The 17,919-nt window shown below is 68.5% G+C and carries 17 protein-coding genes and 1 riboswitch; of the genes, 9 read left to right on the top strand and 8 right to left on the bottom strand.

What is annotated here, in order from left to right; translation table 11 throughout:
• The first annotated feature begins 17 nt into the window (after positions 1–17).
• A complete protein-coding gene (locus ABZ827_RS04240; protein ID WP_357232652.1) occupies positions 18–1,235 on the top strand; it encodes an amidohydrolase family protein in 1,218 nt (405 codons plus the stop codon).
• A 220-nt stretch (positions 1,236–1,455) separates the two neighbouring features.
• Complete coding sequence (locus tag ABZ827_RS04235) at positions 1,456–2,385, top strand: patatin-like phospholipase family protein (RefSeq protein ID WP_357232650.1); 930 nt, start codon at positions 1,456–1,458, stop codon at positions 2,383–2,385.
• A 23-nt stretch (positions 2,386–2,408) separates the two neighbouring features.
• Here the strand turns inward: ABZ827_RS04235 and ABZ827_RS04230 are convergent, their stop codons facing one another.
• Entirely contained in the window at positions 2,409–3,278 is an 870-nt protein-coding gene (locus tag ABZ827_RS04230; RefSeq protein WP_357234471.1) for a DUF5995 family protein, read from the bottom strand.
• Positions 3,279–3,583: 305 nt separating this feature from the next.
• Here ABZ827_RS04230 and ABZ827_RS04225 point away from each other — a divergent pair, with 305 nt between their 5' ends.
• A complete protein-coding gene (locus ABZ827_RS04225; protein ID WP_357232648.1) occupies positions 3,584–4,645 on the top strand; it encodes a hypothetical protein in 1,062 nt (353 codons plus the stop codon).
• 116 nt (positions 4,646–4,761) lie between these two features.
• Here the strand turns inward: ABZ827_RS04225 and ABZ827_RS04220 are convergent, their stop codons facing one another.
• On the bottom strand, positions 4,762–5,355 hold the full coding sequence (locus ABZ827_RS04220; protein ID WP_357232646.1) for a hypothetical protein: 594 nt from the start codon (positions 5,353–5,355) through the stop codon (positions 4,762–4,764).
• Positions 5,356–5,496: 141 nt separating this feature from the next.
• Between ABZ827_RS04220 and ABZ827_RS04215 the strand changes: the two genes are divergently transcribed.
• Positions 5,497–6,576, top strand: coding sequence for a saccharopine dehydrogenase NADP-binding domain-containing protein (locus ABZ827_RS04215; protein ID WP_357232644.1), 1,080 nt, complete (start codon positions 5,497–5,499; stop codon positions 6,574–6,576).
• A 42-nt stretch (positions 6,577–6,618) separates the two neighbouring features.
• Here the strand turns inward: ABZ827_RS04215 and ABZ827_RS04210 are convergent, their stop codons facing one another.
• The 4 genes from ABZ827_RS04210 to ABZ827_RS04195 all read right to left on the bottom strand — a co-directional run bounded on the left by ABZ827_RS04210 (position 6,619) and on the right by ABZ827_RS04195 (position 9,934).
• Positions 6,619–7,392 carry an ABC transporter ATP-binding protein gene (locus tag ABZ827_RS04210; RefSeq protein ID WP_357232642.1) on the bottom strand — a complete coding sequence of 258 codons (774 nt, stop codon included), beginning with the start codon at positions 7,390–7,392 and terminating at the stop codon, positions 6,619–6,621.
• Positions 7,385–8,173: an ABC transporter permease gene (locus ABZ827_RS04205; RefSeq protein WP_357234468.1), complete on the bottom strand. Its 789-nt coding sequence runs from the start codon at positions 8,171–8,173 to the stop codon at positions 7,385–7,387. Before ABZ827_RS04205 ends, ABZ827_RS04210 begins: the two co-directional genes overlap by 8 nt.
• A gap of 37 nt (positions 8,174–8,210) precedes the next feature.
• Complete coding sequence (locus tag ABZ827_RS04200) at positions 8,211–9,245, bottom strand: ABC transporter substrate-binding protein (RefSeq protein ID WP_357232640.1); 1,035 nt, start codon at positions 9,243–9,245, stop codon at positions 8,211–8,213.
• Positions 9,230–9,934 carry a TenA family protein gene (locus ABZ827_RS04195; protein ID WP_357232638.1) on the bottom strand — a complete coding sequence of 235 codons (705 nt, stop codon included), beginning with the start codon at positions 9,932–9,934 and terminating at the stop codon, positions 9,230–9,232. Before ABZ827_RS04195 ends, ABZ827_RS04200 begins: the two co-directional genes overlap by 16 nt.
• Positions 9,928–10,023: riboswitch (TPP riboswitch) on the bottom strand. Its footprint overlaps the gene before it by 7 nt.
• A 167-nt stretch (positions 10,024–10,190) precedes the next feature.
• Here ABZ827_RS04195 and ABZ827_RS04190 point away from each other — a divergent pair.
• From ABZ827_RS04190 to eutC, 3 genes are read left to right on the top strand one after another with little or no spacing between them, the layout of a single operon-like run.
• Positions 10,191–10,400 (top strand): hypothetical protein, encoded by a 210-nt coding sequence (locus tag ABZ827_RS04190; protein WP_357232636.1) that lies wholly within the window; start codon positions 10,191–10,193, stop codon positions 10,398–10,400.
• On the top strand, positions 10,397–11,800 hold the full coding sequence (locus ABZ827_RS04185) for an ethanolamine ammonia-lyase subunit EutB (RefSeq protein ID WP_357232634.1): 1,404 nt from the start codon (positions 10,397–10,399) through the stop codon (positions 11,798–11,800). Before ABZ827_RS04190 ends, ABZ827_RS04185 begins: the two co-directional genes overlap by 4 nt.
• Positions 11,797–12,534: an ethanolamine ammonia-lyase subunit EutC gene (eutC, locus tag ABZ827_RS04180; RefSeq protein ID WP_357232632.1), complete on the top strand. Its 738-nt coding sequence runs from the start codon at positions 11,797–11,799 to the stop codon at positions 12,532–12,534. The genes ABZ827_RS04185 and eutC overlap by 4 nt, the downstream gene beginning before the upstream one ends.
• Before the next feature lie 85 nt (positions 12,535–12,619).
• Here the strand turns inward: eutC and ABZ827_RS04175 are convergent, their stop codons facing one another.
• Positions 12,620–13,774, bottom strand: coding sequence for an acyl-CoA dehydrogenase family protein (locus ABZ827_RS04175; protein ID WP_357232629.1), 1,155 nt, complete (start codon positions 13,772–13,774; stop codon positions 12,620–12,622).
• Between the two features lie 230 nt (positions 13,775–14,004).
• Between ABZ827_RS04175 and ABZ827_RS04170 the strand changes: the two genes are divergently transcribed.
• Positions 14,005–15,198 (top strand): CoA transferase, encoded by a 1,194-nt coding sequence (locus tag ABZ827_RS04170; protein ID WP_357232626.1) that lies wholly within the window; start codon positions 14,005–14,007, stop codon positions 15,196–15,198.
• On the top strand, positions 15,195–16,622 hold the full coding sequence (locus ABZ827_RS04165) for an amidohydrolase family protein (protein WP_357232623.1): 1,428 nt from the start codon (positions 15,195–15,197) through the stop codon (positions 16,620–16,622). The genes ABZ827_RS04170 and ABZ827_RS04165 overlap by 4 nt, the downstream gene beginning before the upstream one ends.
• 25 nt (positions 16,623–16,647) lie before the next feature.
• Here ABZ827_RS04165 and ABZ827_RS04160 read toward each other — a convergent pair whose 3' ends face one another.
• Complete coding sequence (locus ABZ827_RS04160) at positions 16,648–17,718, bottom strand: enoyl-CoA hydratase/isomerase family protein (RefSeq protein WP_357232621.1); 1,071 nt, start codon at positions 17,716–17,718, stop codon at positions 16,648–16,650.
• Between the last annotated feature and the right edge of the window lie 201 nt (positions 17,719–17,919).

The raw sequence follows: 17,919 nt of genomic DNA, 5'->3' as shown, positions 1-17,919 counted from the left end.
AGCCGAAGGACACGATAATGACCGAACTGGACTATCTCGCCATCGATGTCGACAACCACTACTACGAACCGCTGGACGCCTTCACCCGCCATCTCCCGAAGGAGTTCAGGACCCGCGGTGTGCAGATGGTCACCAGCGGCAGACGCACGCTGGCGGTGATGGGCGAGAAGGTCAACCACTTCGTCCCGAACCCCACATTCGATCCGATCGTCGAGCCGGGCTGCCTCGATCTCCTGTTCCGCGGCGAGATCCCCGAGGGGGTAGACCCGGGTTCGCTGATGAAACTGGACCGGCTGCCGGATCATCCGGAGTATCAGAACCGCGAGGCCCGGATGAAGGTCCTGGACCGGCAGAAGCTGGAAACGGTGTTCATGCTGCCGACCTTCGCCTGCGGCGTCGAGGAAGCACTCAAGCACGATATCCCCGCCACGATGGCATCCCTGCACGCGTTCAACCTGTGGCTCGACGAGGATTGGGGCTTCGATCGCCCCGACGGCCGGTTCATCTCGGCGCCGATCATTTCCCTCGCCGATCCGGAAGCAGCCGTCGCCGAGGTCGAATTCGTGCTGGAGCGTGGAGCGAAGATGGTGCTGGTTCGCCCCGCACCCGTTCCGGGGGTGGTCAAACCACGCTCGCTGGGCGATCCGCTGCACGACCCGGTGTGGGCCCGCCTCGCCGAAGCCGGTGTGCCGGTGGGTTTCCACTTGTCCGACAGCGGCTACCTCGCCATCGCCGCACTATGGGGCGGCAAGGCGACATTCGAGGGGTTCGGAAAGAAAGACCCGCTCGACAACGTCCTGCTCGACGATCGCGCGATCCACGACACGATGGCCTCGATGATCGTGCACCAGGTTTTCACCCGCCACCCGAAGCTCAAGGTGGTCAGCATCGAGAACGGCTCGTACTTCGTCTACCGGTTGATCAAGCGATTGAAGAAGGCCGCGAATACCGCGCCCTACCATTTCACCGAAGATCCGGTGGAGCAGCTGAGGAACAACGTCTGGATCGCGCCCTACTACGAGGACGACGTCAAGCTGCTCGCCGAGACCATCGGCGTGGACAAGGTCCTGTTCGGCTCCGACTGGCCCCACGGCGAGGGCCTCGCCGATCCCACCACCTTCACCGCCGATATCCCGCAATTCCCGGAATTCTCCTACGAGGACACCCGGAAGGTGATGCGCGAGAATGCTCTCGAACTGCTCGGTTCGCGGGTCCCGCTCGCCGCGCACAACTGATCGACGAGACCGCTGACTCCCGTGGTCTCGGACCGGATCGACAGGGCGTTCCGTGTCGTATCCGGTGTAGTCGGCGCCGCACACCTTAGGGTCGTCGGGATGACATGCCATTCCTGAAGTGAACAGCCTTCCAGACGCACTACCCGCCGATCCGGAGGAACACGATGATGGCAACCCGCGGACTCAGAAAGTGGCAGGCGCACCTCGAAGGTGCGCCGTCATGACACGGCGGGCCCTCGTCATCGGCTGCGGCGGCACGATCGGCGGGGCCTGGTCGGTGGCGGCGCTCGCCGCGCTGGCCGACCATCTGGACTGGGATCCCCGCGACGCCGAAATTCTGCAGGGCACCTCCGCCGGAGCCGAACTGGTGACCCTGCTCGCCGGCGGATACAGTGCCGACGACTTGGTGGATATGCATACCGGTCGCGCCACGGACCCCGTCCTCCGGCATCATATCGCCGCGGCACCGCGGAGTATCCCGCCGATACCACTGCCCGTACCCCTGGCACCGGCCGGATTCCTGCGCCACCGGGGCGGGCACACCCGCGCCGCCGGCATATTTCCCCGGGGCCGTGGCGACACGGCCTGGCTCCAGCGCCTGGCGGACTCCGTCGCGAGTCCCGCCGGCCCGCTCCCCCATCCGGGCGCGCGTCTGGTCGCCTACGATCCGCGCCGCGGCGAACGCGTGGCATTCGGCGCACCCGGCGCACCCCCGGCGACTCTGGACGAGGCGCTGCGCGCGTCGTGGGCAGTCCCGGGATGGATGCCGCCGGTACGGATCGACGGGCGTTATTTCGTGGACGGCGGCGCTGCGTCCACGGCATCGATCGATCTGATCGGTGCGGACGAGGCGGACGAGATCTACGTTATCGCCTCGATGGCCTCGTTCGGCGGTGCCCGCGCGCCCGGACTCGGCGGGGTGGTCGAGCAGAAACTGCTGCGGAATCCGATGTCGGAGGGGCTACGTCGCGAAATCGCCGAGGTCCGCGGGAGCGGCCGGACTGTCGTCCCGATAACGCCGGGCCCCGCCGATATGCGCGGGCTGGGCTGGAATTTCATGAACCGCCGGCACCGTCGCGCCGCCTTCGATTCGGCGCGAGCCCTGGCACCCGAAGCCGTCCGGCGAGGGCTGGCCGCGGCGATCGGCTGACCGCAGCACAGTCCAGCCGGATCTCAGAGCCCGCCGTTCGCCGACAAGACGACGAAAGCGGCGTCGGCGCTGCGCCACAGCGCATCGATCTCGGCACGAGTGGCCGGTGCGAGCGCGGGATCCTGCAGTGCCAGGCCGTTCGCGAAGATCACGGTGTTCGCCCCGGCATCAGCCAAGCGAAGCAGCGCACCGGAACCCACGCCGGCGCCCAAGACCGCATCGAGACCCTCTCCCACAAAATAGAATCGCCACAGCGGCCCGAGGTCGGCGCCGTAGCTGTTCTTCGTCGCTTCGACGATGAGCGAGCCCTGGCTTGCGATGGCATCCACGATCCGGAAGTAGTCCGGCGCGTTCGCCGGGGTGGCCCGCACCGCGGCGACCGCATCGGCCAGATCGACGGTGAGGTGGGCGTTGTACCCGGCCATCGCCACCCGGCCGGGTGATAATCCGCAGTCACGGGTGAGGGCGAAATAATGTGCCCACTGGGGTTCGGTCGCGGTCCCGGTGAATTCGGCATGGATATTGCGCAGGAAACGCAGAAGTAGGTCCAGACTTACCCGATGCGCGAACTCCGGATCGTCGAAAGCGGCCGGATCACGTTGTAATGGCATAACGGCGGATCGTTCGACGGCGTCGAGCCCGAGAGCGAACAATCCCCGCCGATCACGGTGCGCCACCAGGATCTCGGTGATCCGCTGGTGCTGTGCGACCGCCTGTTCCAGACGCTGCATCGATGTGCCGGCCAGGGTGGTGGTATCCGAAAGCCGGACGATGTCGTCCACCGCGCCGGGGGCCAGCGGGGCACCGCAGGCCACGTCGAGCCGTGCCGTGGTCGCGGAGGCCGGGGAGACGAGCGCCATCGCGGCCATCACGCTCACCAGCATTGTCACCATCACGGGCAGAAGGGAGCGGACCCGTGGGCGCCGGTGCGGGACCGGCTCGGCATCGACGCGCATGATTTCTCGCCTTCATCCGGTTCGAATCGGCAGCGGTCCGTCGCGCGCTCAGCCTAACTGCGGCAATGCACGGATCCCGTACGCGACGCGGGGCGCGTCGCAGCGACCCGAGGTACACCGATTCGATACGGCCGGAGTCGCCTTCTTGCAGGTGGCCGATTCGAGCCAGGTCGAAACGGCAGGAGGTTGCACTTCGACCGAATACCGGCGCCGGGAATCACGATTGTGAGACGCTGATTTCTATGAAGGGGAATATCGTTTCCGCCCTATCGGGCATAACCGCCGCGAAATCCGGGCTGACAAGATCCGTTTGTTCGCTGGCAATCGCGGCCGCGTTCTTCGCCGTGCTCACACCATCCGGCGCCGGTGTCGCCGGCGCCGAAGGCGTCTCCGCTCAACCGTCACAAGGATGCACCGCGACACCGGCGGCGCCCGGGAATACCGTCGAGCACTTCGCGACAGCCGGGCGGGCCGGCACCTATATCCGGGATATCCCGGCCGGCACGCCCGGACCCCACCCTGTCGTGCTCGACCTGCACGGCTACCTGGAACCCGCGGCGATCGCGCGCGCCGCCAGCGGACTGGGCGACTACGGCGCCACCCATGGATTCATCACCGTCACACCACAGATCGACGAGCCCGGATTCCCCCGCTGGGACTTCCAGCCACACAGCGCCGATATCGATTGGCTCACAGGATTGATCGACCACGTCGAATCGACCTTGTGCGTCGACTCCCGCCGAATCTTCGTCACCGGACTGTCGATGGGCGCGTTCACCACGTCCTCACTGGGGTGCCGGCTCTCCGACCGGATAGCCGCCATCGCACCCGTTGCCGGAGTGCAGGATTTCGCCTGGTGCAACACGTCCCGCCCGGTCCCGGTCATCGCGTTCCACGGCACCGCGGACCCGATCATCGCCTACACCGGCGGCGCGGGACCCAACGCGAAACTATTACCCTCTCCCGACGGCACCGGCTCCTCGGTAGGGACCGAGCGTGACGGCCCCTCGGTCAACGGTCCGGGACCCGCCGGCGTTCCGGAGATCATGGCCGGGTGGGCGCGGCGCAACGGCTGCGAAACCGCTCCGGACCGGCAGCAGGTGGCACCCGACGTCTACCGCGAAAGCTACCCCTGCCCCGCGGGCGCCGACGTCGAGTTGTATTCCATCCAGGGCGGCGGCCACGTCTGGCCCGGAAACACAGCGGTCCCGTTTCCGGAGCCTTTCGTCGGCAGCAACACCACCTCCATCGACGCCACGCAGCTGATCTGGGATTTCTTCGAAACCCACCCGCTACCCGAGTGAGCCGCCGCCGCATCCGGCATCGGATCGGGTTCGCCCCGCCGCCGGCCTGATCACCGCATCGACGCCGGGTCTCGGGGCGCCGGCGCCGCGCTCGGCCGACTACCGGAAACCCCGGTTCAGAACTTACCGGTGTGGTGCTCGATCCGGTGGCCGAGGCGGGCGGCGAACTCGGTGACGAAATCCTCGGTGAGGGGCGGCCAACCCCAGAAGTCGAAGGCCAAGGCGCCCAGGGCGAAGCCGTCTGCCCATTGCCAGGTGGTAATGGGACTCGGTAATGCGCAGGAGGGGCAGTTCGCCTCGCCGGTGCCCGTTTGTTTCCAGGCGTCGATCGCGTCCGAGAACGGCTGCCATACGACGGGATCGGCGTCCCATTCCTGCGGGTAGTCGATGATCACGGTGGTGGCCCGGCACCGTGGGCATACCGCCGAGGCCGGTTCGATACAACCCTGTCCGGCGTAGTGATCGTGGCGGCCGACGATGACGGCGACCGGGGCGGGGATCCAATCGGCGCCCCAGTTCTGGGTGATCTGCGGCCAGTCGGGCCCCGGCACATAGCCCTTGTCGACCTGGAGGCTGTACATCGCGTCGCGCGAAGTCTCGCGGAGCAGCCACCGCCGCGACACCATCCAGTCCACCATGTGCTCGGCCAGCGTGCTCGCCTCGGCCGAGGTCACATCGAGGTCGACGATTCGTTCGAAGAAGTCACCCACGCCCGAATCCTGTCATAAAGGGCCGACACCCGGACTCGGGTCGACGGGTGGGTGGCGGCCGCATAATCGGGACGACCTCCGCCGCCGTATCGTCGGCTACGACCTCCCTGACCGACGAGCAGAAACGGGAAGTACCAGCCGATGCCGAAGATCGTGTTGTTCGGAGCCACCGGGTACACCGGCCGCTTGATCGCCGAGACCCTGATCGCCCGCGGTGCCGCGCCCGTGCTGGCCGCCCGCAACGCCACCTCGGTCGAGAAACTGGCCACGGAAATCGGTGGCGCGGACACCGCGGTGGCCGATGTGACCGACCCCGGGTCGGTCGAAGCGCTCCTGGGACGAGGCGATGTACTGGTCACCACGGTAGGGCCGTTCCTGCGATACGGCGGCCCGGCCCTGGCAGCGGCGCTGGCGTCGGGGGCGCACTATTTCGACTCCACCGGGGAGGGCCCGTTCATCCGCACGGTGTTCGACCACGACGACGCGGCACGCAAGGCGGGCGTGGGGCTGCTGACCGCGTTCGGATTCGACTACGTGCCGGGCAATCTGGCCGCCGGCCTGGCGCTGCGCGAGGCGCCGGAGGCCGTCCGCGCGGATATCGGCTACTTCATCGCCGACCCGGGGACCAGCGGCGGTACGCGCGCGTCCATGGCGGGCATGTTGTTCGAGGAGGGTTTCGCGCTGCGCGGCGGCCGGATCGTCCCCGAACGTACCGCCGCCCGGACACGCACCTTCGACGTCGGCGGGAAGACGCATACCGGCGCATCGATTCCGGGATCGGAACATCTCGCCCTCACCCGTTCGTACCCGCAGCTGCGTGCCGCCGACGTCTACCTCGGACTGCCCGGCGTGGCAGCGCACGGGCTGCAGGTCACCTCGATGGTCACCGGAGCGGTCGCGCGGGTGGAACCGGTGCGGCGACTGGCCGAGAGCGCGCTGAACCGTGTCGTCAAGGGATCGACCGGCGGCCCGACTCCCGCATCGCGCGCCCGCACCCGCACCTGGGCCGTCGCCGAAGTATCCGATGACGCCGGCCGCGTCCTGGCGTCGGTGACCCTCGCCGGAGTCGACCCCTACAGCTTCACCGCGGCAATCCTGGCGTGGGGTGCGCAGTCCGCGCTCGACGGCGGTCTGCTCGGTACCGGCGCGCTCGGTCCCGTCGACGCGTTCGGCCTGGACGCACTCACGGCCGGCGCGGCCGGCGCCGGTCTGACCCGGTAACCGGCCGGCCGGGCACTCCCTCGGAGGCCGGGCAGGGCGACCCTAATTCAGTACGTCGAGCAGTTCCTGTTCCAGCGCGACGAACTCGGGAGCGGTGATCATCGACACCTCCCGGGGGCGCGGAAGGTCGACACGTACCTCGTGGCGCACCGTGGCAGGGCGGGCGGACAGCACGATCACCCGGTCCGACAGGTACACCGCCTCGCGGATGTCATGGGTGATCATCAGTACCATCCACCGGTACCGCTGCCAGACGTTCTGCAGCCACGACTGCATCTCGGTGCGCGTCAGCGAATCGAGCGCGCCGAAAGGCTCGTCCAGCAGTAGTAGTTCACGTTCCTGGACGACGGTCCGCAGCAGTGCCGCACGCTGCCGCATACCACCGGACAGCTGGAACGGGCGGGCGTCCTCGAATCCGGACAACCCGAAAACCGGGAACAGTTCGAGGGCCCGGCGGCGCGCCTCCGGTTTCGCGAGACCGTGTACCTGCAAACCGAGGATGGTGTTGTCGAGGACGGTCCGCCACGGGAACAACAGATCCTTCTGCGGCATATAGGCGCAGTGCGCGGCCACCGGCCCACCGTCGCTCGTACCGAAACGGATACTGCCCGAATCGGGGGATTCCAGGCCGGCGAGCATATTGAACAGAGTGCTCTTTCCGCATCCGCTCGGCCCGATGAGGGATACGAACTCGCCGGGCTCCGCGGTGAACGACAGACCGCCGAGAACTTGCCTGTCCGCACGGCCCCGGCCGGGCTGCGGAAACGATTTGGTGAGGTCGGCGACGACGATCCGGTTACCGCGTGCGTCAGCCATGACGGCTCCTGCTCTCCGCCCGCGACCAGGGCGCGACGATACGTTCGATCGCGAATGTCAGCAGATAGAGCGCGATACTGATGAGCGCGGTCACGAATACCGCTGCCAGCACCAGATCGGTGCGGAACGAATTCTTCTGCAGGCTCATATAGATACCGAGGCCCTGGCGGGCACCGACGTACTCGGCGAATACGGCGCCGACGACGGCGTAGGTGATCCCGATCCGCAACGCGGTGAAGAACCGGGGTATCGCGGACGGTAAGCGCACATACCGGAACACCTGGACACGGGAAGCTCCCATACTGCGCAACAGGGCGCCGGCCTCGCGGTCCGCCGCGGCGAAACCCTCGATCAGGCCGATCGCCATCGGGAAGAAGGTGACCAGCGCGACGACGAGGACTTTCGGCAGCAGCCCGAAACCGAACCAGATGATCATGAGCGGCGCTATCGCGATGATCGGCAGGGTCTGGGAGGCCACGAACAGCGGTACGAACGCACGCCGCAGCCAGGGCGAGAAGTCGACCACGACGGCCAGTAGCCAGGCCAGGCTCAGCGATACGGCGAAACCGATCAGGGTCACCTGCAGGGTCGCGGCGGCATGGGTGCCGATCTCGTCGCGGTGCGCCCACCCCTGCATCACCACACGCGACGGTGCCGGAAGCAGTTGCGGACGGATACCGCTGATCTCGACATAGACCTGCCAGAGCGCGATGAGTACTGCCACTGTCACGACGGACGGCACGGCCCAGCCGATCCCCGCGGTTCGGCCGGCTGGCGGGATCCGCTCGGTGGATTGCGGGTTATCGCGCACGGAGTCGCTATGTGGACGCGAGATAGTCATTGGTGAAATACGTCGACCAGTCGGGTTCCTCGGCAAGCGGTGCACCGTCGGGACCGGTCAGCAAACCCTTGTCGTACAGGAAGCCGGAATTCGCTGCCCACTGCTCCCGGGTCTGGCCGCCTACCCGGCCGCCGGGACCCTTCATGAACTGTTCGGCCAGCATGCGCTGACTCTCGAACACCAGCGACTCGTCGTTGAACGCTCCGGGGTTGGCGTCGAGGAGATCCTGCGCGGCGGCATCCGGATTGTCCGCGGCGAACTGGTACCCGCGTTGCAGCGCCTGCACGAATTTCGCCGCGCGGTCGGGATTCGCCGCCAGCCAGTCCTGGTTGGCGTCGATCACGATGGCGTACGACTCGGGAAAGCCGAAGTCGCTGTACCGGAAGTACTTCATCGGCCTGTTGTTGTGCTCGGCCTCGATACCTTCCCAGCCCAGATAGGAGACGGTGAAATCCGCCTCGCCGGAGTAGACGGCCTCGTACGCCGAGGTTCCCAGGGTGACCGATTCGAAATCTCCCGTACCACCGTCGTTCCGGATCACCTGCTGCAATGTCTCGACCTCGCCGGGATCTCCGAAGCCGGCGTAGGTCTTTCCGTCCAGATCCGCGGGGCTGGTGATATCGGCGCGGTCGGCCTTTACGCCGATTCCGGTCGCCCAGCGCTGCAGCGGCGCGAGCACGGACAGTGTGTGACCACCGGATGCCCGCGAGAAGGTCGACGAACTCTGTGTGCTGACACCGAATTCGGCGTTCCCCGCGTCGACAACGGTATCGACGGCGGTGTTGTTGTACGGCAGCACCTCCACGTCCAGGCCGGCATCGCCGAAATAGCCGCGCTGCTGCGCCACGAACAGGCCGGTGTGGTTGGTGTTCGGTGTCCAGTCGAGGGCGAACCGAATGGTCTCGCCGTCGCCGGGCCCCGGGGTGCAGGCCGTGAGCGCGGACAGTGCCGCCACAACCGCGACGGCCACACTCACGGCCCGGCGTAGGCCGCCGCTCACGAGGCGGGCCACGGCTGCGGGTTCAGGGCGGTATCCCAGAACATCAGCTCGTACCGGGTGGCGATGGTGAACGCCGTCTCCATCGCCGCACGCTCCCGCGGGCTCGCGACCTCGGCCGCCGCGTCGACCCACAACCGGGCCGCGGCGGCCGACTCCTGGAACTCGTCGGCTCCGTATGTGGTCACCCACTGCGCGTACGGGTGGTCGGGGTCGGCGGCGAGGACCGCGGCCGCGCGGGTGGCCAGGTCACGCCCGACCTCGGCGTAGATCCAGAAGCACGGCAGCGCGGCCGCCGCACCGACGGCGTACGACTCGGTGGCAGCGGTCGCGATCAGATAGGACGTGTATCCCAGGCACGCCGCCGAATGCTCCGGCTCGCCCTCCCGCTCGGGAAGCCTGCCCCCGCTGAGCAGGTCGTCGTGCAGTGCCGATTCGACGGAGACCGCCGAGGCCGCCGAACTCGCCCAGAACTGCGCGGCCTGCGCATCGGGGGATTTGGCCGACAAGATGGCCAGCACCTTCGAATATCCCGCGAGATACAGCGAATCCTGCTCGATGTAGGTGCGGAAAACCTCGGGCGGCAGGGTGCCGTCGCCGAGCAGCCGGAGGAACTCGAGGTCGTCGATGGCCGCGCGCAGATCCTTCGTCCGGTCCCAGAGGTGTTCGGTGAATCTGCCGGTATCAGTGGTGTGCGCGAGCAAAACCTGGACATCCCTTCGTCAGCATTACCTGGACAGGTTCTCGGGTGTGATCTCAGCCCCGCACTCGCGGAGCACCCCGTGTCAGAACAAAGCCGACCCTACCAGTGGCGCGTCGCATGACAAGTGGCCAGGTGGCCCGGATAATGCGCGCCCCGGCCCATGCCTGGTGGGTGTGGTTCCGGTAGCCGCCGCGGTGACGAATCCACCGGCGTGGCCGCGGCACCGGACCGAAACCGGTTACGCCTCCTCATCACCGGTGACATCCGTGGTGGCGACCGTGGTGACCCGCACCGCGACGGCGGTACCGGTGGTGAACGATTTGCGCGATCGGGGCGTGGTCGTGTCGACGGCCGGTGTCCACGGCAATATCGTGAAGGTGCGTCCACCGCCGGCCCTCGCCGCCGGCGATACCGGCTACTTTCTCGACGTGACGGCGGACGCATCGACGGAGGTGGCGGTGCGATGACGAGATACCGGCAGCAGCTCGCGGGCGTGTCCTACGAATTCCACGGACTGGTGGACCTGATGGCGAAAGCCACGCCGCTACGGTCCGGTGACGAGCTCGCCGGCTGCGCGGCCCACTCGGACGCCGAACGGGCCGCCGCCCAGTGGGCGCTGGCCGAGGTCCCCCTCGTCACATTCCTCACCGAAGCCCTCGTTCCCTACGAAACCGACGAGGTCACCCGCCTGATCCTCGATACCCACGACACCGCGGCGTTCGCACCGATCGCCCATCTCACCGTGGGCGGGCTGCGCGATCACCTGCTGGCCGGCGCGGCTGTGGACGATCACGCCGAACGGCTCGGCGCGCTCGGGCCGGGCCTCACTCCTGAGATGGTCGCGGCGGTCTCGAAGATCATGCGCAACCAGGATCTGATCGCGGTCTCCGCGGCGCTCACCGTCACCAGCGGCTTCCGGACCACGATCGGGCTGCCCGGCCGCCTGGCCACCCGGCTGCAACCGAATCATCCGGTCGACGCCCCGCACGGTGTGGCCGCGGCCGTGCTGGACGGATTGCTGCTGGGGTGCGGCGACGCCGTGATGGGGATCAACCCCGCCGGTGATTCGCCGGGCCGGGCCGCCGAACTGCTGTCTCTGCTCGACGAGATCCGGCAGCGCTTCGATATCCCGGTCCAGTCCTGCGTGCTCACCCATATCACCACGACGCTCGACCTGATCGAGCGCGGCGCCCCGGTAGATCTGGTGTTCCAATCGGTCGCCGGGACCGAGGGCGCGAACAGCGCCTTCGGTGTCGGCCTGGGATTGCTGCGCGAAGGCAACGAAGCGGGCCGGGCCCTGCGCCGCGGCACCGTCGGCAACAATGTGATGTACCTCGAAACCGGTCAGGGTTCGGCGTTGTCGTCCGGTGCCCACCTGGGCACCGGCGGCCGCCCGGTCGACCAGCAAACCCTCGAGGCCCGCGCCTACGCGGTCGCCCGGGAACTGGATCCGCTTCTGGTCAACACCGTGGTGGGGTTCATCGGCCCCGAATACCTCTACGACGGCAAGCAGATCATCCGGGCCGGTCTCGAGGATCAGTTCTGCGGCAAGCTGCTGGGTCTGCCGATGGGTGTCGATGTCTGCTACACCAATCACGCCGAGGCCGACCAGGACGATATGGATACCTTGTTGTCGCTACTCGTTCTCGCCGGAACAGCTTTCGTGATCACGGTCCCGGGCGCCGACGACATCATGCTGGGCTACCAATCGCTGTCGTTCCACGACGCGCTCTACGCTCGCGCGGCCGGAAAGCTTCGTCCCGCACCAGAATTCGAACGCTGGCTGCAGAACCAGGGCCTGGCCGACGACACCGGCCGTGTCCTGGAAATCGACCTGTCGGCGTCACCCCTGCGAGCCCTAGCATGACCGGCGACCCCTGGGACGCGCTGCGCCGGCACACCCAGGCCCGGATCGGCCTGGGCCGGGCCGGTTCCGGGCTGCCCACCCGCGAGCATCTCGAGTTCGTCGCGGCGCACGCCGCCGCGCGCGACGCCGTGCACACGCAGCTGGACGTCCCGGCACTCACCCGGCAACTCGGTGAGCTCGGGCTCGGCGAACCGCTCACCGCGGCCTCCGCCGCCCCGGATCGCGCCACCTATCTGCGGCGCCCCGATCTCGGCCGGCAACCCGCAGCCGCCACCCGGTTGCCCCGGCTCGGCGCCGATCTCGGTATCGCAGTGTTCGACGGATTGTCGGCGCGGGCAGTGGCCGCCCACGGGCCCGGTCTGGTCCGTGCGATCGCCGCCGCCCTGCCCGGCCTCACCCTCGCGCCACCGGTTGTCGCCACCCAGGCACGCGTCGCTCTCGGCGACCACCTCGGGGAACAGCTCGGCGTCACCACCCTGCTCGTCGTCATCGGTGAGCGGCCCGGGTTGTCCGTCGCGGACAGCCTGGGCGTGTACCTGACCCACCGTCCGCGCCCCGGCCGCAGCGACGCCGAACGCAACTGCGTATCCAATATCCGCCCGCCACACGGCCTGAGCTACGAACACGCGGCACGGGTGATCGCCGCCCTGGTCGACGGCGCGCGGCAGCTCGGTGCCTCCGGGGTCGGGTTGAAGGACACCACCCCAACGAATTCCGCGCCCCTCACCCCGTGAACGGCACCGGCGGACCCGATTGCTCGCCGAGATGGGTGCCGGCCGCGGCCGCCGCCTCGTCGATTCCCTGGAACACCCGCATGTTTCACAGGCCGCCACGGGCCACGAGTTGCGCGGCGATCACATTGCGCTGGATCTCGTTGGTGCCCTCACCGACGATCATCAGCGGCGCGTCCCGGAAGTAGCGCTCGACGTCGTACTCCGTGGAATATCCGTACCCGCCGTGGATGCGGACCGCGTTGAGCGCGATCTCCATCGCGACCTCCGAGGCGTACAGCTTGGCCATACCGGCCTCCATATCGCAACGCTCCCCGCGGTCGTACATCTCGGCCGCGTGCCGGGTGAGCTGACGGGCCGCGGTGAGTTTCGTGGCCATATCCGCCAGATAGTTGCCGACCGACTGGTGCTTCCAGATCGGTTCGCCGAAGCTCTCCCGCTGCTGCGCGTACGCGAGCGAATCCTCGAGGGCGGCCGCGCCGACCCCCAGCGCCCGGGACGCGACCTGGATCCGGCCGGTCTCCAGCCCCTTCATCATCTGCGCGAAGCCCTTGCCCGGCACACCGCCGAGGACGGCGTCCGCCGGGATCCGGTAGTCGTCGAACGACAGTTCGCAGCTCTCGACTCCCTTGTAGCCGAGTTTGGGCAGATCGCGCGATACGGTCAGCCCGGGGCCGTGTTCGACGAGCACGATGGATATACCGCGGTGCCGCGGGGTCGCGGCGGGGTCCGTTTTACAGAGCAGGGCGATTACTCCGGACCTGCGCGCATTGGTGATCCAGGTCTTGGCCCCGTTGATGACCAGATCGTCGCCGTCGGATCTGGCGTGGGTGGTCATGGCCTGCAGATCCGAACCGCCCCCGGGCTCGGTCAGCGCCATGGTCGCGCGGATCTCACCGGTGGCCAGCCGCGGGAGGTAGCGCCGCTGCTGCTCCGCTGTCCCGAACAGGCCGATCAATTTCGCGACAACGGTGTGACCGCCCATCGCGCCGGACAGCGACATCCAGCCGCGGGCCAGTTCCTCGGTGATCTGGACGTAGCAGGGCATCGACACCGGTGTCCCGCCGAATTCCTCCGGAACGGCCAGGCCGTAGATGCCGATCCGCTTCATCTGCTCGATCCAGTCCTCGGGGTACCGGTTCGCGTGCTCGACTTCCTGGACCGACGGTTTCACCTCACGATCGATGAATTCGCGCACAGTTCGCACCAGGAGCGCTTCTTCGTCGTTCAGGTAGTAGCTCACGGGCGCTCTCCTCGTGTACGGCGGGCCGCGCGGAGCCCGGGAGATATGTACGGCCACCGGCGGCGGGAACGTACCGATCGATCATGATCAGCATAGGCAGGGCCTCCGGGACACCGGCCGCCTCGTGTCCCGGATCGCGCACCACCGCGGCTCCCGGGCCGGGCCGCGCCCAGCCCGATAACGGGACGAATTCGTGCGCGTGATCACCGGTCCGGCGTAGCATCGGCCCGGTGTCCGAGGCCGCGGGAGCAAACTCGCGCCGGGTGCGTGACTGGGCCGAGAGCGGCGTACCGGCCCTCACCGGATTCCCGGACGGCCCGGCGCTGATACCGCCCGGCTCGGCGGCGACAGTCGCGCGGCGGCATACCGACCGGATCGCCGCGGTGACCGGCGGCCGGGTCCGGCTCGACGGTGCCCGGCTGCTGTCGGAACGCGCCGCGTTCACTGCCTTCGAACGCGGCGGCACGATATCGCCTGGCCGGCACTGCCGCCTACTGCCCACCGCGGACGGATGGGCTGCCGTCAGCTGTGCGCGTCCCGACGACGCCGCCCTGCTCGGCGCCCTGGTGGGCGGCGATATCGGCGACGATCCATGGCCCGCGGTGACCGACTGGTTGCGCACACGTCCCGGCGCGGAACTGGCCGAACGCGCGGAGCTCCTGGGGCTCGCCGCCGGACCGATCACCGCGGGGCCGGCGGCGGTTCCGGAACCCCTGAACGCACGCCCGGTGGCCGGACTGCGAGTGGTCGATTTCAGCGCGCTGTGGGCGGGCCCCCTGTGTGCCCACCTGCTCGGGCTGGCCGGCGCCCGGGTGATCAAGGTCGAGACGCCCACCCGCCCCGACGGGGCCCGCCGCGGGGATCCCGAGTTCTATCGGCTCCTGCACGGCGGCCACGAATCCGTGGTCCTCGATCCGGGTGACAGTGGCCAGCGGCGCGCGCTACGCGAACTCGTCGATTCGGCCGATATCGTGATCGAGGCATCCCGGCCCCGCGCACTGACCGGGTTCGGATTGGACGCGGAGGCCTTCGCCGATTCCGGCGGTACCTGGATTTCGATCACCGCACACGGACGGCAGTCGAACCGAATCGGGTTCGGGGACGATATCGCGGCGACCGCGGGGCTCGTCGCTCGCCCCGACGGGAGCACACCGGTATTCGTGGGGGACGCGATAGCCGACCCGATGACGGGTCTGACGGCGGCGGTACTGGCGATGTCCGCCCCTGCCGACGGCTCCGGCCGGCTCTGGGATATCGCCATGTCCGCGGTCGTCGCCGCGACGATCGACCCCGGATCGGTGACGGTGGCAGCCGGCGAATCGGTCATCGTCGCGCCGAGCCGGCGCGAGGCGATCGGTACCGCGCCGGACAGTGGCCGGGATACCGCCGCCGTCCTCGCCGAACTCGGTGTACGGCCCCGATGAGTGGTCTGCTGATCCGTGACGCCGAAGTAACCGGCGTGCCCCGCACCGACGTCCTGATCCGCGACGGCAGCGTCGTCGCGGTCGGGAACGATCTGATCACCACCGGTCTCCCGGTGCTCGACGCGGGTGGCGGCGCGTTGCTACCCGGTCTGCACGATCATCACCTGCACCTGTACGCGCTGGCGGCGGAGGCGAACTCGATCCGCTGCGGTCCGCCGCGGGTGAATACGCCCGGCGATCTGGCGAGCGCGCTCGCCGCGGCACCGGGCGACGGGTGGATCCGCGGTGTCGGGTACACGGAAACGGTTGCCGGGCTGCTCGACTCGGCCGCGCTCGATGCCCTGTGCCGTGAACGCCCGGTCCGCATCCAGCATCGCAGCGGTGCGCTGTGGGTTCTCAACTCGATTGCCGCCCGGCTGGCCGGCCTGGACACCGCAACGGAACCCGGGGTGGAACGCGACGGTGCCGGCCACGCCACGGGCCGCGTCTGGCGGGCGGATACCTGGCTGCGATCGCGATTACCGGATACCGGCCCACCGGATCTCGCGGAGGTGGGCGCACAGCTCGCCCGCTACGGGGTCACCGGAATCACCGATGCCACACCGGACCTGACCGATGATGCGCTCGAAGGACTCATCGAGGCGGCAACGTCCGGGACACTCCCCCAGCGACTGAACCTGCTCGGTGTTCCGCTCGGTCGCCTGGTCGATCCGGGAGTCGGCACGGGCGCGTACAAGATCGTCTTGGCGGATTCCGGCCTCCCGGAGATCGATAGCCTGACGGCCACGGTCGCCCGCGCACACGATCTCGGACGTCCGGTCGCCGTGCACTGTGTCAGCCGTGAAGCGCTGCTGATCCTGCTCGCCGTGTTCGACGAGACCGGTACCGTGCCGGGCGATCGGATCGAGCACGGCGCACTGGTTCCCGCCGAGTCGATCGACGCCCTCCGGCGCCTCGGAATCACAGTCGTGACCCAGCCGGGATTCCTCGCCGACCGCGGCGACGATTATCTACGCCGGGTCGACCCCGCGGATCTTCCCGATCTCTATCGCTGCCGGAGCCTGTGCGACGGCGGCGTACGGCTGACACTGTCCAGTGACGCACCGTACGGACCGCTCGATCCCTGGCAGGTGATCACGGCCGCCGTCGCGCGCCGAGCACCCGGCGGTGCCGTGGTGGGAGCCACCGAGACACTGCGGGCACCGGCGGCGCTCGCCCGGTACCTGGCGCCGTTGCACGATCCGGGCGGCCCGGCCCGTACCGTCGCGCCGGGTACGACCGCCGATCTGGTGCTCCTGGATCAGCCCGTCGCGCGGATGCTCGCCCGGCCGGCGGCCGGCGCCGTCCGTACCACGCTCATCGGCGGACAGGTCGTATTCGACCGGCAGTCGGCCGATCTCGATTCGCATCAGAAGCGGAAATAACTGTCCAGCAGCCGTATACGTACGCCTACCGTTGCGACGACCCGGTGATCTCATCGACGAGTCCCCACTCGAGCGCACGTTGCGCACCGAGCGGTATACCGGTGACGAACAGGTGCAGCGCCCGCCATCGACCGATGCGGCGGGGCACGCTCACGGTGCCTCCGGCGCCGGGAATCAGCCCCATACCCACTTCGGGCAGCCGGATCGTCGTATCCGGGGCGGCGACCACACGATCGGCGAAGGCGGAAATCTCGATCCCGGCCCCGACACAGTGCCCGTGCAACCGGACCTCGGTGCGATCGGCCAGCCGTGCTATCAGCCGGGCCGCTCCGCCACGCGTCCGGATCAGATGAGCGGTCGCGATATCGGGGGCGTGGCCGAACTCGTCGAGATCCCCGCCGGAGCAGAACGACGGACCGGCACCGTCGAGCACGATCGTGCCGAAGGTATCGGCGGCCAGCGCGGTCCGCAGGGCGTCGACGAGGGCGTCACGCAGAGCTGTGCCGTAGGCGTTACGGCGTTCCGGCCGGTTGAGCGTTATCCGCAGGGTATCTCCGTCGGCCGCGAGCAGGACCGGGTCCGCCTCGGGGGGCGGCGGCAGCGGCCGCCCGAGACGGCGTCGTTCACCGAGCCAGCCGCCGAACTCCACACCGCCCTGGAGTGTGGAATAGGCGAACGACTCCATATCGATCGCCGCGGGCACCGGGAGACTTTCCGAAGCCCGCAGCACCTGGGCGGCGAAATACGATGCCTGCGGATACCGCCCCACACACTCGACGAACTCGGTGATCGAGCGATCGGCGTTTTCGGCCGGGACGACCGCCCGATCCGCGGGGTCCGGTCCCACCGCATAGGTCAGATCCAGTGCCGCGGTCAGCGGCGCGAGTTCCGGTGACACCGGCCCGGAGCAGAATCCCACCGCCGGTCCCCCCAGCGCCGATACGCGAGCGGCGGCTTCGACCGCTGTCGCCCGACCGGCGCCGTCGAGATCGACCAACAGTACGGGCTCGAGCAGTGCGGACGGGTCCAGGATCGATTCGCCGGCTGCCCCCGCGGCCAGTTCCGCCGCGCTGAGGGTGCGCACGTCGATACCCATGTCCACCGTCCCGATTCGCGTCCTGGGCCCACCGCACCGGCCGGCGAGCAACGGTGCCGACGACGGGAGCCCACCGGTGAACCTATCCCATCCACGCTCGGCGGCACCCTCCCACCAGCGGATTATGACGGCTGAACACAAAGAAACCGCCTCCGGAACCCTGGTCACGTGGTTCGGAGACGGAGATACTCGCCGATTCCC

The organism is Nocardia sp. NPDC019395, assembly GCF_040632335.1.
Taxonomy (GTDB): Bacteria; Actinomycetota; Actinomycetes; order Mycobacteriales; family Mycobacteriaceae; genus Nocardia.
This window is presented reverse-complemented; position numbering and strand designations above follow the sequence as displayed.

Coding starts and splice junctions, on each gene's coding strand:
- ABZ827_RS04230 (WP_357234471.1), bottom strand. CDS start 3,278: ATGGTGACAATGCTGGTGAGCGTGATGGCCGCGATGGCGCTCGTCTCC.
- ABZ827_RS04240 (WP_357232652.1), top strand. CDS start 18: ATGACCGAACTGGACTATCTCGCCATCGATGTCGACAACCACTACTAC.
- ABZ827_RS04165 (WP_357232623.1), top strand. CDS start 15,195: ATGAGTGGTCTGCTGATCCGTGACGCCGAAGTAACCGGCGTGCCCCGC.
- ABZ827_RS04235 (WP_357232650.1), top strand. CDS start 1,456: ATGACACGGCGGGCCCTCGTCATCGGCTGCGGCGGCACGATCGGCGGG.
- ABZ827_RS04160 (WP_357232621.1), bottom strand. CDS start 17,718: ATGGGTATCGACGTGCGCACCCTCAGCGCGGCGGAACTGGCCGCGGGG.
- ABZ827_RS04210 (WP_357232642.1), bottom strand. CDS start 7,392: ATGGCTGACGCACGCGGTAACCGGATCGTCGTCGCCGACCTCACCAAA.
- eutC (WP_357232632.1), top strand. CDS start 11,797: ATGACCGGCGACCCCTGGGACGCGCTGCGCCGGCACACCCAGGCCCGG.
- ABZ827_RS04225 (WP_357232648.1), top strand. CDS start 3,584: ATGAAGGGGAATATCGTTTCCGCCCTATCGGGCATAACCGCCGCGAAA.
- ABZ827_RS04185 (WP_357232634.1), top strand. CDS start 10,397: ATGACGAGATACCGGCAGCAGCTCGCGGGCGTGTCCTACGAATTCCAC.
- ABZ827_RS04215 (WP_357232644.1), top strand. CDS start 5,497: ATGCCGAAGATCGTGTTGTTCGGAGCCACCGGGTACACCGGCCGCTTG.